Origin of the sequence: Streptomyces sp. NPDC008079, from assembly GCF_042957385.1 — a bacterium.
In the GTDB taxonomy this organism is placed as follows: Bacteria; Actinomycetota; Actinomycetes; order Streptomycetales; family Streptomycetaceae; genus Actinacidiphila.
In genome coordinates this window covers 131,202-146,178 of the sequence record NZ_JBIBIC010000020.1, presented here as the reverse complement: position 1 = coordinate 146,178, position 14,977 = coordinate 131,202, and the positions used below count along the sequence as shown (strand labels likewise).

Annotated in this window: 10 protein-coding genes; 4 read left to right on the top strand and 6 right to left on the bottom strand. The window is 71.6% G+C overall.

Annotated features, from left to right (window positions below; genetic code table 11):
• Positions 1–114: 114 nt before the first annotated feature.
• Together ACFZAM_RS31095 and ACFZAM_RS31090 are read right to left on the bottom strand one after the other, a co-directional pair.
• Positions 115–486, bottom strand: coding sequence for an STAS domain-containing protein (locus ACFZAM_RS31095; RefSeq protein ID WP_355347690.1), 372 nt, complete (start codon positions 484–486; stop codon positions 115–117).
• 235 nt (positions 487–721) lie between these two features.
• Positions 722–1,228, bottom strand: a complete 507-nt coding sequence (locus ACFZAM_RS31090; protein ID WP_355347693.1) for a MarR family transcriptional regulator — start codon at positions 1,226–1,228, stop codon at positions 722–724.
• Between the two features lie 202 nt (positions 1,229–1,430).
• Between ACFZAM_RS31090 and ACFZAM_RS31085 the strand changes: the two genes are divergently transcribed.
• Positions 1,431–2,609 carry a PP2C family protein-serine/threonine phosphatase gene (locus ACFZAM_RS31085; protein ID WP_355347696.1) on the top strand — a complete coding sequence of 393 codons (1,179 nt, stop codon included), beginning with the start codon at positions 1,431–1,433 and terminating at the stop codon, positions 2,607–2,609.
• 67 nt (positions 2,610–2,676) lie between these two features.
• Here ACFZAM_RS31085 and ACFZAM_RS31080 read toward each other — a convergent pair whose 3' ends face one another.
• Positions 2,677–3,891 (bottom strand): aromatic acid exporter family protein, encoded by a 1,215-nt coding sequence (locus ACFZAM_RS31080; protein ID WP_355347699.1) that lies wholly within the window; start codon positions 3,889–3,891, stop codon positions 2,677–2,679.
• A 231-nt stretch (positions 3,892–4,122) separates the two neighbouring features.
• Here ACFZAM_RS31080 and ACFZAM_RS31075 point away from each other — a divergent pair, with 231 nt between their 5' ends.
• The 3 genes from ACFZAM_RS31075 to ACFZAM_RS31065 all read left to right on the top strand — a co-directional run bounded on the left by ACFZAM_RS31075 (position 4,123) and on the right by ACFZAM_RS31065 (position 10,601).
• The gene (locus ACFZAM_RS31075; protein ID WP_391050731.1) at positions 4,123–6,288 is read left to right on the top strand and encodes an NPCBM/NEW2 domain-containing protein; all 2,166 of its coding nucleotides are present in this window, start codon (positions 4,123–4,125) and stop codon (positions 6,286–6,288) included.
• Positions 6,289–6,620: 332 nt separating this feature from the next.
• On the top strand, positions 6,621–8,741 hold the full coding sequence (locus ACFZAM_RS31070; RefSeq protein WP_391050749.1) for a discoidin domain-containing protein: 2,121 nt from the start codon (positions 6,621–6,623) through the stop codon (positions 8,739–8,741).
• 375 nt (positions 8,742–9,116) lie between these two features.
• Positions 9,117–10,601, top strand: a complete 1,485-nt coding sequence (locus ACFZAM_RS31065; RefSeq protein ID WP_391050729.1) for a hydrolase — start codon at positions 9,117–9,119, stop codon at positions 10,599–10,601.
• A 42-nt stretch (positions 10,602–10,643) separates the two neighbouring features.
• On the opposite strand, the gene ACFZAM_RS31060 is transcribed toward ACFZAM_RS31065, so the two are convergent.
• The 3 genes from ACFZAM_RS31060 to ACFZAM_RS31050 form a co-directional block, all read right to left on the bottom strand.
• Positions 10,644–12,785: a SpoIIE family protein phosphatase gene (locus tag ACFZAM_RS31060; protein ID WP_391050727.1), complete on the bottom strand. Its 2,142-nt coding sequence runs from the start codon at positions 12,783–12,785 to the stop codon at positions 10,644–10,646.
• 326 nt (positions 12,786–13,111) lie between these two features.
• Complete coding sequence (locus tag ACFZAM_RS31055) at positions 13,112–13,660, bottom strand: hypothetical protein (RefSeq protein WP_391050725.1); 549 nt, start codon at positions 13,658–13,660, stop codon at positions 13,112–13,114.
• A 732-nt stretch (positions 13,661–14,392) separates the two neighbouring features.
• On the bottom strand, positions 14,393–14,581 hold the full coding sequence (locus ACFZAM_RS31050) for a hypothetical protein (RefSeq protein WP_391050723.1): 189 nt from the start codon (positions 14,579–14,581) through the stop codon (positions 14,393–14,395).
• Positions 14,582–14,977: the final 396 nt, after the last annotated feature.

Here is a 14,977-nt window from a genome sequence, read left to right as displayed (position 1 = left end):
GAGCGCCCGCGCGTGGGCGGGTCGGGTGACAGTGGGTACGCGTGAGAGCGGTCTCACGTCACAGCGGGTTCGCCCCCGTGCTTCAGGGGAAGGCGCGCAGTGCGGCGCCGAGCGTTACGCGCGGTCGTCGGAGCCGGCCAGCGCCTCTTCGACGGAGTCACGGACGGCCAGCACCATCGGCAGTCCGACCAGGCCGAAGAGCCGGGCGACGAAGGGAGAGGGAGCGGCGAGCCACAGGCGACCGGGGCCAAGATCGACATCGGCCCGCAGCAACTCGTTCACCGTGGAGGAGTCACAGAAAGTGACCTGCGACAGATCGAGCACCACGCGGGGCGCGTCGTCGCGCCTGGCCGCGGCCAGCGCAGCCCGCAGCGGCTCCAGGGTTTCCAGGTCGAGCTCGCCGCGCAAGGCGAGGACCAGCGCGGTCCCGGCCCGGCGGACGGCCACCTCGACCGGTCTCCCGGCACCCTCTCCGCCACCGCTCACAGCGCTTCCTTCACTCTCTGCCGCACCGGCGGCCGTACGAGGCGTTCCGTCGCCCCCGTGCTGCCCGACATGCGCAGTCACGCGAGCCACCCTAGTAAGATCGTTGCCACTTGACAACAATATCCATCGGACAAGAGTCTGTGCCGACGCACACGTGTTCGTGTCACGGCATGGGTGCGGGTCGGGATGCGAGTGCGCGGGCGACAGCGCCCGGGGCGGGGAGCGGTGCGTGATGCTAGGCGGAGTCCGCCGCACGGCGTGCGGGGTCGGCGGTGGTCGCACCGGGTACGGCCGCACCGGCGGCGGCACGGCGGAAGGCCGTCAGTCCCTCGGCGAGCGCCGCCAGCTCGTCCGGCGCCATCCGGCCCAGCACGGCCTTCACCTCGCGGGCCCTGAAGTCGCGGAATTCGGCGAGTGCCGCGTGCCCGCGCCGGGTCAGCCGCAGTTCCACCTCGCGGCGGCTGGTCGGGCTCGTCTGCCGGTCCACCAGACCGACCGCCTCCAGCCGGTCGCAGAGCCTGCTCACCGAGGACGGCCGCGATCCCAGCGCGTCGCCCAGTGTCCGCAGATTGGCGCCCTCGTACTGTTCGATCGCGAACAGCGCCCGCACCTGCGACGGTGACAGGGGGCCGGACGGTGCGGCCTCCTGGCCTCTCCCCCACAGGACCTCCAGCAGTTCCGACACAGCACTGGCTTCATGAGCGACCTGCTCATGGCGGTGAGGCGGAACGATGTGGGGCACCTGGCCACTGTGCCACTGACGACGGCGGTTTGTCAGCCTGCGCCTCCCCGCACCGGCCCGCTGCCACCCGCCGCGCCCCACCTCGTCACCCCGCCCTCACCTCGGCCGCCGTCCCCGACCCCCTTCACCGCCGCCGTCCGTCAGCACCGCTTCAGCCCCCCACCCGCCGTCTCTCCCACCGATAGCAAAGGCTGTCCCGCCCGTGACGAACTTCCTGGCCGTAGAACGCGCTCTGCGCTCCGCGGCTCCCTACGCTCTGCTGGACACCGCGCGCACCGCGCTGGCCGAGCACTACGGCACGGTCTCGGCCGACCTGCTGCTGGCCGACTACAGCACCACGGTGCTCCAGTCGGTCGACGTCTCGGCGCCCGCCAGGCTCTCGCTGCCGGTGCACAACACCCCGCAGGGCAGGGCGTTCGGCAGCCAGCAGCCGGTGGAGCAGCGCGCGGGGCGGGACGGCGAGGTCACCGTGCATCTGCCGGTCACCGTGCGCGGCGACCGGCTGGGCATCCTCACGGTCGTGCTGCCCGCCGACCGGCACGCCGTGCAGGGCGTCGGCGAGCTGGCCGAGGTGGCCGAGCTGCTCGGACGCGAACTGGTGGTCGCCGAGCGGGACACCGACCACTATCTGATCGCGCGCAGGGCCACGCGGCTCACCCTGGCGGCCGAGATGCAGTGGGAGCTGCTGCCGGGCCGCGCCTTCGCCCGGCCCGAGTACGCGCTCGGCGCCCAGCTGGAGCCCGCCTACGCCATCCACGGCGACAACTTCGACTGGTCGGCCAGCCCGGACACCCTGACCCTGGCCATCACCAACGGCATGGGCGCGGGCATCGACGCGTCCCTCCTGACCAGCCTGGCCGTCAACGCGCTGCGCAACGCGCGCCGGGCGGGCATCGGCATCGCCGACCAGGCCGCGCTCGCCGACCAGGCCCTGTGGTCGCGCTACCGCGGCGCCGCCCACGTCGCCACGCTGCTGCTCTCCTTCGACGTGCCCAGCGGTGTGGTGCAGGTGGTGGACGCCGGGTCGCCCCGGCTGTGGCGGCAGCGCGGCAAGACCGTCGAGCGGGTGGCATTCGACGAGCAGCTGCCGCTCGGGATGTTCGAGGAGACCCTCTACGTGGCCGAGGAGTTCCAGGTGCTGCCCGGCGACCGGCTGCTGTTCGCCAGCGACGGCGTCTACGCCACGTACTCCCCCGAGGGCGACGCGTACGGCGACCGGGCGCTGATCCGCGGCCTGTCGGCGACGAGTCTGCTGCCCGCCGCCGACGTGCCGGGCGCGGTGCTGCGCGAGCTGCCCGACTACCGGGGGCACGAAGCGGACGACGACGCGCTGGTGGTCTGCCTCGACTGGTTCGGCCCGCAGGAGGAGACCGGGGCCTGAGCCGTACGGTCGTATACGGTCGCCGCGCACGTCAGCCGTACGTTGACGCGAGTTCGCGCGCCGGCCGTCAGCGCAGGACCGCACGGGCGGCGCCCAGCCGCTTCTTGATCATGTGCAGCCAGGGGTGCCGGTCGCTCTGCTCGCGCGAGTAGCGGTCCAGCTCCTCCACCAAACGCTCCGACCGCTTCTCGACGGCCAGCTCGTCCAGGATGCGGTCGACCTCGGCCAGCAGCGCGCCGTGTAGCTGCCACTGCCGGGGGTGCTCGCGCACCTTGGCGAGCAGCAGCTGGGCGGTCCTGTCACGGCTGGCCGTGCTGTCGGTGAGGGCCTGCGCCAGCTGCTCCTCCGCCGACTGCGCGTTGGCCGCGACCTGGGTGGTGATCAGTACGGCGAAGCTCTCGATCGCGTGCGCCACGTGGTCGAACAGCTCCTCCAGTTCGACGGCGACGTCGTCGGGGAACAGCGACTCCTCGGTGCGGTGCTTGGCGAGGTCGGTGAGGGTCCTGGACAGCACGCGCAGCACCACCGCGCAGATCTCCAGGGTGTCGAGCCCCGTCCGCAGCACGATCCGGGAGAGCACGCCCTCGCGGACCCGCGGATTCCACCGCAGGCTGTCCTCCGCCTGCCGCAGCGAGGCGTCGACCTCGACGATGTCGTGGTCGACGCGGCGCGCCTCGTGCAGCCGGGCGGCGGCGCGCTCGACGGGGAGGTGTCCGGCCAGCTCGCCGCCCATGTCGCGGAAGAGGGCGCCCATCCGGCGGGACAGCGACTCGATGGAGCCGCCCGCGGACTGCACCCAGACCGGCGGCGCGAACAGCAGGTTGAACAGCAGGCCGACGCCCGCGCCGATCAGCGTCTCCAGCACCCGGTCCCACGCGGTGTCCGCGACCCGGGTCACGCCGAGGACGAGCATCGCGCTGATCGCGACCTCGGGCACGAACTCGCCGACCCGTACGACGCGGCCGATCAGCAGCGCGCTGAAGATCGTCAGACCCAGGCTCCACCAGCTCAGCCCGACCAGCGCGCTGAAGCCGATGGCGATCAGGACGCCGACCACCACCGAGTTCACCCGCCGGATGCCGGTGGTCAGCGTGGAGTAGAGGGTGACCTGGACGACCAGCAGAGCCGTCAGTGGCGCGGTCAGCGGGGCGGGCTGCGGGGTGAGCTGGACGGCGGCGACATAGGCGATGACGGCCGCGGCGGTGGACCTGAGGGTCTGGGCCGCGGCCGGTTCCGTGGTCCACCGGACCAGCTTGACCATGGGTTCTGGTACGTCGGGCATCCCGTGCACGTTCCCGCTCTCGGCGATCTCAGTGGTCCGGGCCCACCCTAAAGTCGATCTCCTCCGGAACGGCCGGTGGCGCGCCTCGTACGGTCATTCGGGATTGGCGCACGGCACTTCGGGGTTCACCGCACCGCGCTTATTGACATGCTCACGCTGCACCGCTGAAATGTGGTTGCTTTCGTTCGACCCCGTTGGATTGTGCGCCATTGAAATGACTCGGAGCCGCACATGCCGCACGAACGACACACCAAAACACACCACCTCCGGCAGCGTCTCGCGGCCTCGGCCGCGTCGCTCACCCTCGTCGCCGGGGCGGGAGCCGGACTCACCGCACTGGCCGCGACCGCCGCCGTGACCGCTCAGATCGCCGCCGCGCCACCGGCCGCGGCCCTCGACAACGGCCTGGCCCTGACCCCGCAGATGGGTTTCAACAACTGGAATTCCACCGGCTGCGGGTCCCAGTTCAACGAGGCGATGGTCAAGGGCATCGCCGACCTCTTCGTCTCCCAGGGCCTCAAGGCCGCCGGATACACCTACGTCAACCTGGACGACTGCTGGGCGCTGCCCAGCCGCGACGCCTCGGGCAACCTCGTCGCCGACCCCGTGCGCTTCCCCGACGGCATCAAGAACGTCGCCGACTACGTCCACTCCAAGGGGCTGAAATTCGGCCTCTACTCCTCCGCGGGCACCAAGACCTGCAACAGCGCGGGCTTCCCCGGCGGCCTCGGCCACGAGCAGCAGGACGCCAACCTGTGGGCGTCCTGGGGCGTGGACTACCTCAAGTACGACAACTGCAACAACAACAACGTCGACGCGCAGCAGCGCTACAAGGCGATGGGCGACGCGCTGAAGGCCACCGGCCGGCCGATCCTCTACAGCATCTGCGAATGGGGCTCCAACCAGCCGTGGAACTGGGCGCCCGCGGTCGGCAACTCCTGGCGTACGACCGGGGACATCAGCGACTCGTGGTCCAGCATGATCAACATCGCGCACCAGAACCAGCAGCTCGCGCCGTACGCCAAGCCCGGCGCGTGGAACGACCCGGACATGCTGGAGGTCGGCAACGGCGGCATGACCGACACCGAGTACCGCACCCACTTCAGCCTCTGGTCGGAGATGGCCTCGCCGCTGCTGATCGGCAGCGACATCAGGACCGCGTCCGCCGCCACGCTGACGATCCTGAAGAACGCCGACGTGATCGCGGTGGACCAGGACCCGTTGGGCAAGCAGGGCTCGGTGGTCTCCTCCTCCGGCGGCCTCGTGGTGATGTCGAAGCCGCTGGCCAACGGCGACCGCGCGGTGACGCTCACCAATGAGAACGCCTCCGCCCAGACCGTCAGCACCACCGCGCAGGCCGTCGGCGTCGGCGGCGCGTCCTCGTACGCGCTCAAGGACCTGTGGTCCAAGGCGACATCGAGCACCGGCGGCACGATCAGCGCGTCGGTGCCCGCGCACGGCACGGTGATGTTCCGGGTCACCCCGGGCAGCCCGGTGCCGCCGCCGACCGGGCTCAACGAGCTGAGCGACCTGTCGTGGACCTCGGCGGTGAACGCCTGGGGCCCGGTCGAGCGCGACCACAGCAACGGCGAACAGGCCGCGGGCGACGGCAGGACGCTCACCATCGGCGGGACCACGTACGCGAAGGGACTCGGGGTGCACGCGCCCAGTGACATCTCCTACTACGTCGGCGGTCTGTGCGGAAAGCTGACCGTGGACGTCGGGGTGGACGACGAGGTGGGGAGCAACGGCTCGGTGGACTTCCAGATCTACCGCGACTCCACCCTGGTCGCCGACAGCGGGACCCGTACGGGCAACGACGCGGCGGCGCACCTGACCGCCGACCTGACCGGAGGGACGACGCTGCGGCTGGTGGCCACCGACGCGGGCGACGGCATGAACTACGACCACGCCGACTGGGCCGACGCCAAGATGGCCTGCGGCAAGGGCCCTTCGGCCGGCACGCACGCCCTCAGCGACCTCAACTGGTCGTCGGCGGTGAGCGGTTGGGGCCCGGTCGAGCGCGACCGCAGCAACGGCGAACAGGCCGCGGGCGACGGCAGGACGCTCACCGTCGGCGGCACCACGTACAGCAAGGGGCTGGGCGTGCACGCGGCCAGCACGGTCGTCTACTACCTGGGCGGCGGGTGCTCCTCGGTCACCGCCGACGTGGGGGTGGACGACGAGGTCGGCAGCAAGGGCTCGGTGGACTTCCAGATCTACCGCGACTCGACGCTGGTGGCCGACAGCGGGGTGGTGACCGGCAGTGACACGGCCCGGCATCTGACGGCCGCTCTGGGCGGCGGTACGGAGCTGCGGTTGGTGGTCACCGACGGCGGCAACGGCAACGACTCCGACCACGCCGACTGGGCGGGGCCGGTACTGACCTGCGGCTGACGCGCAGGACTGGACCAATCATGGCGGCGGAGATTTTTCTCCGCCGCCATCGTCATGTTCACCGTCTCAAGCTCTTGCACACAGCGACAAGCCGCTTAACTCCCTTATCGGGACGAGTGGTTCGTTGACCCTTCGAGTGTCGACATCAAGGCGGGTCCGAGTGAATTCGCGGGGCGAATCTCGTTCACTTTCTTGACGTGTCAGCAACAGCGCCGTAATCATCGCAGCATTCAGAGAGCGCTCTCTCGCTCGGCGACCAATCAGGAGACGCCGTGATCGGCAACCCCCCACAGACCCTTCCGTCCCCCACGACACGATTCCCCAGATCGCTGATCTTCGCCTTCGTCGCGGCCCTCGTCGCGACGCTCGCGCTGGCGGTCTCACAGACTCCGGCCAAGGCCGCGGGCACCCTGCTCTCGCAGGCGAAACCGGCCACCGCCTCCTCCACGGAGAACGCGGGCACTCCCGCGTCGGCCGCGGTCGACGGCGACCTCGGCACCCGCTGGTCCAGCGCGGCGGCCGACCCGCAGTGGCTCCAGGTCGACCTCGGCGCCACGTCCACCCTCTCCCAGGTGGTGCTCAACTGGGAGACGGCGTACGCGAAGGCGTACCAGATCCAGGTCTCGGCCAACGGCACGACCTGGACGAACGTCTACAGCACCACGACCGGCGCCGGCGGCACCGAAACCCTCGACGTCACCGGCTCCGGACGCTACGTCCGGATCAACACCACGGCGCGCGCCACCCAATACGGCGTCTCGCTCTGGGAGTTCAAGGTCTACGGCTCCACCGGCACGGGCAACGCGGCCTGCGGTACGGCCAACTCCGCGCTGAACAAGCCCGCGACGGCCTCGTCCACGGAGAACGCGGGCACCCCCGCGTCGGCCGCGGTCGACGGCAACATGGGCACCCGCTGGTCCAGCGCGGCGGCCGACCCGCAGTGGCTCCAGGTCGACCTGGGCAGTTCGCAGAACGTGTGCGGTGTCCAGTTGAGCTGGGAGACGGCGTACGCGAAGGCGTACCAGATCCAGGTCTCGGCCAACGGCACGACCTGGACGAACGCCTACTCCACCACCACGAGCCCCGGCGCGACCGAGCTGATCACCCTGACCGGCACCGGCCGCTACGTCCGGGTCTACACCACCGCGCGCGCCACCCAATACGGCGTCTCGCTCTGGGAGTTCCAGATCTTCACCGGTGGCGGCGGCAGCACGACCCCGCCGACCACTCCCCCCACCACACCCCCGACCACCCCGCCCACCACGCCGCCGGGCGGCGCGGTCCTGCTGTCGTACAACAAGCCGGCCTCCGCCTCGACCTACCAGAACGCCAATAGCTGCGTCGGCTGCACGCCGGCCAAGGCGTTCGACGAGGACCCGGCCACCCGGTGGGCGACCAGCGACACCAACGGCTGGGTCGACCCCGGCTGGATCAGCGTCGACCTGGGCGCGACCGCGCACATCACGCAGGTCGTCCTCCAGTGGGACCCGGCCTACGCGACCGCGTACCAGATCCAGGTCTCGCCGGACAACACCAACTGGACGAGCATCTACTCCACCACCACCGGCAAGGGCTTCAAGGAGACCCTGAACGTGGACGGCACCGGCCGCTACGTGCGGATGTACGGCACCGCGCGCAGCAACGGCTACGGGTACTCGCTGTGGACCTTCGACGTCTACGGCACCGGCGGCAACCCCACCGCGCCGCCCGCCCTGCCGCCCGACCCGGGCAACCCCACGCACCTGGTGTGGAGCGACGAGTTCAACGGCGCCGCGGGCACCAAGCCGGACACCGGCAAGTGGACCCAGGACATCGGCGGCGGGCAGAACGGCGAGCTGGAGTACTACACCAACGGCGACAACACCTCGATGGACGGCAACGGCAACCTCGTCATCGAGGCCAGGAAGGAGAACGTCCAGGGCCACCAGTACACCTCGGGCCGGATCAACACCTCGGACCACTTCAACTTCACCTACGGCCACGTCGAGGCGCGGATCAAGGTGAGCGGCACGCAGGGTCTGTGGCCCGCGTTCTGGATGCTGGGGTCCAACTTCAAGACGGGCACGCCGTGGCCCAACTCCGGTGAGATCGACATCATGGAGCACGTCGGCAAGGTCGCCGACTCCGTCTACTCCACGCTGCACGCCCCCGCCTACAACGGCGGAAACGGTTACGGGTCCCCGTACACCCTCGCGGGCAGCGACTTCGCCTCGGACTTCCACACCTACGCCGTGGACTGGGACTCCCACCACATGACGTTCTCGGTGGACGGCCATGCCTTCTTCACCGCCGACAAGGCGACGGTGGAGGCGACCAGGGGTCCGTGGGTGTACGACCACCCGTTCTACATCATCCTCAACAACGCGGTGGGCGGTGACTGGCCCGGAGCGCCCGACGCCACCACGGTCTTCCCGCAGCGCATGCTGATCGACTACGTGCGCGTGTCGCAGTAACCGCGACGCCGCGCCCGCCGCGGTAGGCGCGTCCGCCTCCCCGTATGTGATGACGGTTCACACGGGGAGGCGGACGTATGTCCGGGGCAGGGGGGTTGCCGGACCGGGGGTTCGGGGGTCAGGGGGTTCGGGGACCATGGGGTTCGGGGACCGCGATCCGCGCTCCGGCGCACCGGGCGGCAATGTTGTCAGGGTCGCGTCATGAGCCTAGAGTGACGCGCGGAGTTTCCGGCCCCCACCCACCGGACGCGCGCGGCGAGAGCCGACCGGCAGCATTCACCCGCTCGTAACGCACGGCACATCAGTCACAGGTTCTACGCGCGCAGAATCATCTCCCGCACCCCCACTGACCGCCCCCCACCTGGAGGTTGACGGATGCTTGGAACCCGTGTGCCCCGCAGCCGTGTGCTGATCGGCGCGGCAGCCGCACTGGGCGCGATCGCGCTCGGCGCGGCCGGTCTCAGCGGCGGCTCCGCTCAGGCCGCCCCCGGCGCCCCGGTCGCGCCGGCCGCGGCGACGACGCACCGCGTGCTCTTCGACAACACCAAGGCCGAGACGGCCGGGAACGCCGACTGGATCATCAGCACGAGCCAGCCCGACCCGCTCGGCCAGAACGCCAACCCCACCAAGGAGACGGACTGGACCGGCGCCTTCTCCGCCTGGGGCGTCGCGCTCCAGAAGGCGGGCGGGTACACCCTCAACACGCTGCCGTCCGGCCGCACGATCACCTACGGCAACAGCTCCAACGCCCAGGACCTCAGCAACTTCGACACCTTCGTGCTGCCCGAGCCGAACGTGAAGCTGAGCGCGGCCGAGAAGACCGCCGTGATGAAATTCGTGCAGAACGGCGGCGGCCTCTTCCTGATCTCCGACCACAACAACAGCGACCGCAACAACGACGGCTGCGACTCCCCCTGCGTCATCAACGACCTGCTGACCAGCAACGGGGTCGACAACACCGACCCGTTCGGCTTCTCCGTCGACCTGCTGGACATCAGCACCGACAATCCGCGGGCGATCAGTGACGCGTCCAACCCGGTGCTGCACGGCCCGTTCGGCAATGTGACGGGCAGCATCCTGCGCGACGGCACCACCTTCACCCTCAAGCCCGCCGACAATCCGAACGTCAAGGGGCTGCTGTACAAGACGGGTTCGTCCGGCAACACCGGCGCGTTCTTCGTCACCAGCACCTTCGGCAGCGGCCGGGTGGCGATCTGGGGTGACAGCTCACCCGCCGACGACGGCACCGGCCAGTCGGGCAACACCCTCTACAACGGCTGGGACGACCCGGCGGGCACCGACGCCGCGCTCGCGCTCAACGCGACGGCCTGGCTGGCGGGTTCGGGATCGGGCAGCACGACGCCGCCCACCACTCCCCCGACCGGCGGCACCTGCACCGCGCGCCAGCTCCTGGCCAACCCCGGCTTCGAGTCCGGCACTTCGTCGTGGACGGCGACCAGCGGCGTCATCAACAACAACGCGTCGCAGGCGGCGCACAGCGGCTCGTACAAGGCGTGGCTCGACGGATACGGGACCGCCACCACGGACACCGTCGCGCAGTCGGTGACCATCCCGGCGGGCTGCGCCGCGAGTCTGAGCTTCTGGCTGCACATCGACACCGCGGAGACCGGCACCACCGCCTACGACACGCTCAAGGCGCAGGTCCTGAACTCCTCCGGCACCGTACTGAGCACCCTGGCCACGTACTCCAACGTCAACGCGGCCTCCGGCTTCCAACAGCGCACCTTCGATCTGGGCGCGTACGCGGGGCAGACGGTCACCGTCAAGTTCACCGGGACCGAGGGCTCCAAGCTCCAGACCTCGTTCGTCATCGACGACACGGCGCTGAACGTGAGCTGAGCGCGGCCGCGGTACGGGCGGCCGGGTCCCGGGAGTGGGGGCTCAGCCGTCCGTACCGGTCTCGTCCGGGTCGAATTCGCACCAGACGGCCTTGCCGTCGCCGCGCGGCTCCACGCCCCAGCAGGCGGCGAGCGCGTCGATCATCAGCAGGCCGCGGCCCGAGGTGGCCGCCTCGCCGGGCGATCTGCGGCGCGGCCAGACGCTCGACCGGTCCTGGACCGACAGCCGCACCCGGCGTACCGGTTCCGGCAGCACCTCAAGGGTGAGGACGGCGCCGCCCTCGGTGTGCAGCAGCACATTGACCAGCAGCTCGCCCGCGGCGAGTTCCACGTCGTCGGCGAGGTCGGCCAGGCCCCAGTCGGTGAGCGCCTGCCGCAGGGCGGACCGGGCGTCGGCCAGGCCCTCGGGGTCGGCCTGGTGGACGTAGCTGTGCATCCGCGGGGCGCGCGGGGTGCCGGTGTCGGGGGCGCGGCGCAGGATCAGCAGCGCGACGTCGTCGCCCGAGCCCCAGCGCTCCCAGAGGTTCTCCGCGAGGTGGTCGGCGAGCGCCTCGGCGGGCTGCGGGCCGAAGTGCACCGCCTCGGCCAGCGCCTCCATACCGATGGTGATGTCCAGACCGCGCTCCTCGACCAGGCCGTCGGTGCAGAACACCAGCGTCTCGCCGGGCACCAGGTCGATCCGGGTCTCGGGGAACTCGTGCAGTTCCAGGGTGGTGGCCAGGCCCAGCGGCAGGCCGCCGCGCACATTCGGCCAGCCCGTACGCCCGTCGGTGTGCCGGATCAGCGGCCCGAGGTGGCCCGCGCGGGCGGCGGAGACGGAGCCGGTGGCGAGGTCGATCTGCGCGTAGGCGCAGGTGGCGAAGCGCTCGGTGTCCAGTTCCGCCAGGAAGCGGGAGGCGCGGGCGAGCACGGTGGACGGCGGGTGGCCCTCGGCCGCGTACGCGCGCAGGGCGATCCTGAGCTGGCCCATCACGGCGGCGGCGTGCGTGTCGTGGCCCTGCACGTCGCCGACGACCAGGCCGACCCGGTTCTGCGGCAGCGCGACCACGTCGTACCAGTCGCCGCCGACCTCCCGCCCGCTGCGCGCCGCGTGGTAGCGGACGGCGATCTCGGCGCCGTCGACGCGCGGGATGTGCCGGGGCAGCATCGCGGCCTGGAGGCCGGTGGCGAACTCCCGCTCCTGGTCGAAGAGGATCGCGCGCTGGAGGGACTGGGCCAGGATGCCCGCGAGCGTCATGTACAGCTCGCGGTCCTCCGGCCGGAATTCGGTGCGGTCGTGGTAGAAGAGCGCGAGGCCGCCGATGGAGCGGGCCTGGGCGACCAGCGGCAGGAAGGCCGCCGCGAAGTTGCTGTCGGAGTCGACGCCCGCGCCGGGCTTCATCTGGGCGCGCAGCAGCGGAAACTTCTCGGCCAGCGCCGGGAAGTCCGTGGCGAACCGCGGCTGCTGCGTGATGACGGCCTGGGTGAGCGGCAGCGAGTCGTCGAGCCGCCGCAGCCGCAGCCCCTCGTAGAAGGACATCTCCCGGCCGCTGAAGGCGACCACCTTGAGATTGCCGGTCTCTATCAGGCCGAGCGTCAGTCCGTCGGCGCCGAAGCGCTCCAGGCCGCCCGCGCCGGTGAGTACCGCGATGACGTCGTCGACCGTGACGGCCGTGGACAGCGCCTCGATCGTACGGCGCACGATCGAGGGCAGGCTGCGGCGCTCGTGCCGTGGCGGCGGGGTGCTGGGCGCGGGGGTCTGGGTCAGCTCGGCGGTCGCGTCCCTGACGATGCCCAGGACGCGGTACGCGTTGCCGAGGTCGTCGCGCAGGATGGCGCCCTGGGTGTGCGTCCACTGCTTGGCGCCGTCCCTGCGGGTGACCTGGAAGTATCCGCCGTAGCTGCGGCGGCCCGCTTGCAGGGCCCTGCGCAGCGCGATGTCGAGGCGGGCGCTCTCCTCCGGGGTCACCCGCAGCACCAGCGAGTCGATCCGGCCGTCGAATTCCTCCGGGCGCAGGTCGAAGACGTCCAGTCCCGCCTGGTCGAGGTCGAAGGTGCCGAGGTCGAGGTCCCAGTCGAACGTGCCCATGCCGTTCATGGCAAGCCGCTCCCCGGGGCCGATCTCCGGGGCCGTCGGCAGACCCGTCGGGAAAGGCCCCACGCGGGGGTCGTAGCCGCCACCTGGTGGCCGCTTGCGTGCCGTCATGCACCTGCTCCGGGGTCGGGCGGCGGTCATCTGACCACATCCGCGAGGCGGGCCACACGGACCACCAGGATAGCTTTGGCATGATTTATCGCCATGAGGGACATTATCCAGCGTCCCACATTCCGCCACGGGGCCGCGCTTCCGGCTTCTAGGCGGCTCGTGCAGGCGGCTCGTGCAGGTGGCTCGTACGGGCCGCTCGTGCAGGCCGCTCGTACGGGCCGCTCGTACGGGCCGCTCGTGCAGGACTCAGTCGGGGCCCCGTGGGGATGCGCGTCAGGTGCGCGTGGACGACCGCGCGAGGGAGCCTCGCGGGCGGCGGTACGCCGTCAGCCGCGGGTGGCGCGTCTGCGGCGGACGACGAGCACGCCCGCGGCAGCGACCAGGACGCCGCCCGCCAGGATCTCCCGCGCGTTCGGGGCGGACACATCGCCGCCGAGGCCGGTTCGCACCGCGCCGGTCCGCACCGCGGCGGTCGGCTTCGTACCGGTGGACGTCGTACCGGTGGACGTCGTACCGGCCGCGACGGTCAGCGCGGCGGTGCCCCGCTGGCTCCCGCAGGTGAAGGTCACGTCGTACCGCGCGCCGGGCTTGGCCTCGCCGTCCACCGTGGCGGTGGCGACCTGCCCCGGCCCGTGGCCCTTGCCGAGGGTCACGTCGCCGAAGAGCGCCGGGGCCGAGGCGGTCGCCCGGCCGGCGCAGTCGGTGGCCGTGAGGGTGACCTTCCCGCCGGGCACGACGGTGGTCGGCGAGACGCCGAAGCCGAAGGACGTGAGGTCGGAGTCGGCCCGCGCGGCGGGTGCGGCCAGGGCCAGCGCGAGCGCCGTTCCCGCGACGAGGGCGGCCGTTGTCCGTCCGGGGGCACGTCCAGAGCGCATGCGGTCTCTCCACGCACCGGGGCGGTCTGGCGACCGCTCATGGGGGGACCGGCACGCTCCCCACCCAACCCGGCACCGTCGCTGTCCGCCTTCCCTGCCGCCGCCTCAGGCCGTCCGGCTCCTCCCAACCCCCGTACCGCCGCGCCTCCTTGCCCTCGCCCGCCCCGTTCCCGGCCTCCGACCCATCCGGGTGACACCTCATCCCGTCGGCCGGGCGCTCACCCCCAAACACCCGATGGGCCATTCGGCCGCCGTCCCCGCACCGCGCGGAACGCGGTTCCCCAAGGCCGCCGCGAGGTGCCCTGGCCCTGCGCAAGGCAGTGTCGTGAGGGGCCTGGGGCCGCGTTCGATGTGCGGCTGCCGCCACGGGGGCGCGACCGGCCACGACGCTCCCGCATGTCACCACCCGCCCCGGAGGGGCATTCCGGTCGGTCCCCGGACCACCCGCCGGTGGGGGCCGGTCGCGCAGTTCCCCGCGCCCCTAAGGGGCACGTCCCGGCCCGGAGCGGCTGCCGCCGCGTAGGCGCAACCAGCCACGACGCCCCCGCACGTCACCACCCGCCCCGGAGGAGCATTCCGGTCGTCCCCGGACGACCCGCCGGTGGGGGCCGGCCGCGCAGTTCCCCGCGCCCCTACGGGGCACGTCCCGGCCCGGAGCGGCTGCCGCCGCGTAGGCGCGACCAGCCACGACGCCCCCGAAGGTCACCGCCCGCGCCCCTGAGACGGGAGCCGTCAGGCGGTCGGGGTGAGGACGGACAGGACGACGAGGCCGGGCCGGGAGCGGGCCGGGGCAGGGGGACCGACCGCGGGAAAGCGGTCGACCAGGGCGTCGAAGACGCGATACGCGCTGGCCTCGTCGCGCGCGGTGATCAGGACGTGCACCACACCAGGTTCCCGAAGGTCTTCCCAGTCCTCTGCCATCACCGGCTCCTTCCGCCGTGGATCGGTCCCCCGGACAGACAACGCGCCGTGGGCGCGCAGTTGCGGGCGCCGGCGCGGTTCACTCCCACGGGAGCGCGCGCGGGGGCGTGCGGCATAGGCGCGCGATGACCGGGTACGTGTCGTGACCAGTCGGCGAGGATCACGAAGAGGTCCTCGCCAGGACCTTCGGAGGCAGCGATGACCAACCCCGTGCCCGAGCCCTTCCCGACGCCGGGGCCCGATCCGTTCCCGTCGCCGGTGCCCGGTCCCACCCCCGGCCCGGGTCCGGTCCCGGTGCCGGATCCGACGCCGACACCTCCGGGACCCGAGCCGGTGCCTCCCGGCCCGGCGCCCGACCCGGTGCCGCCGACGCCTGAGCCGAGTCCCGCGCCGCCC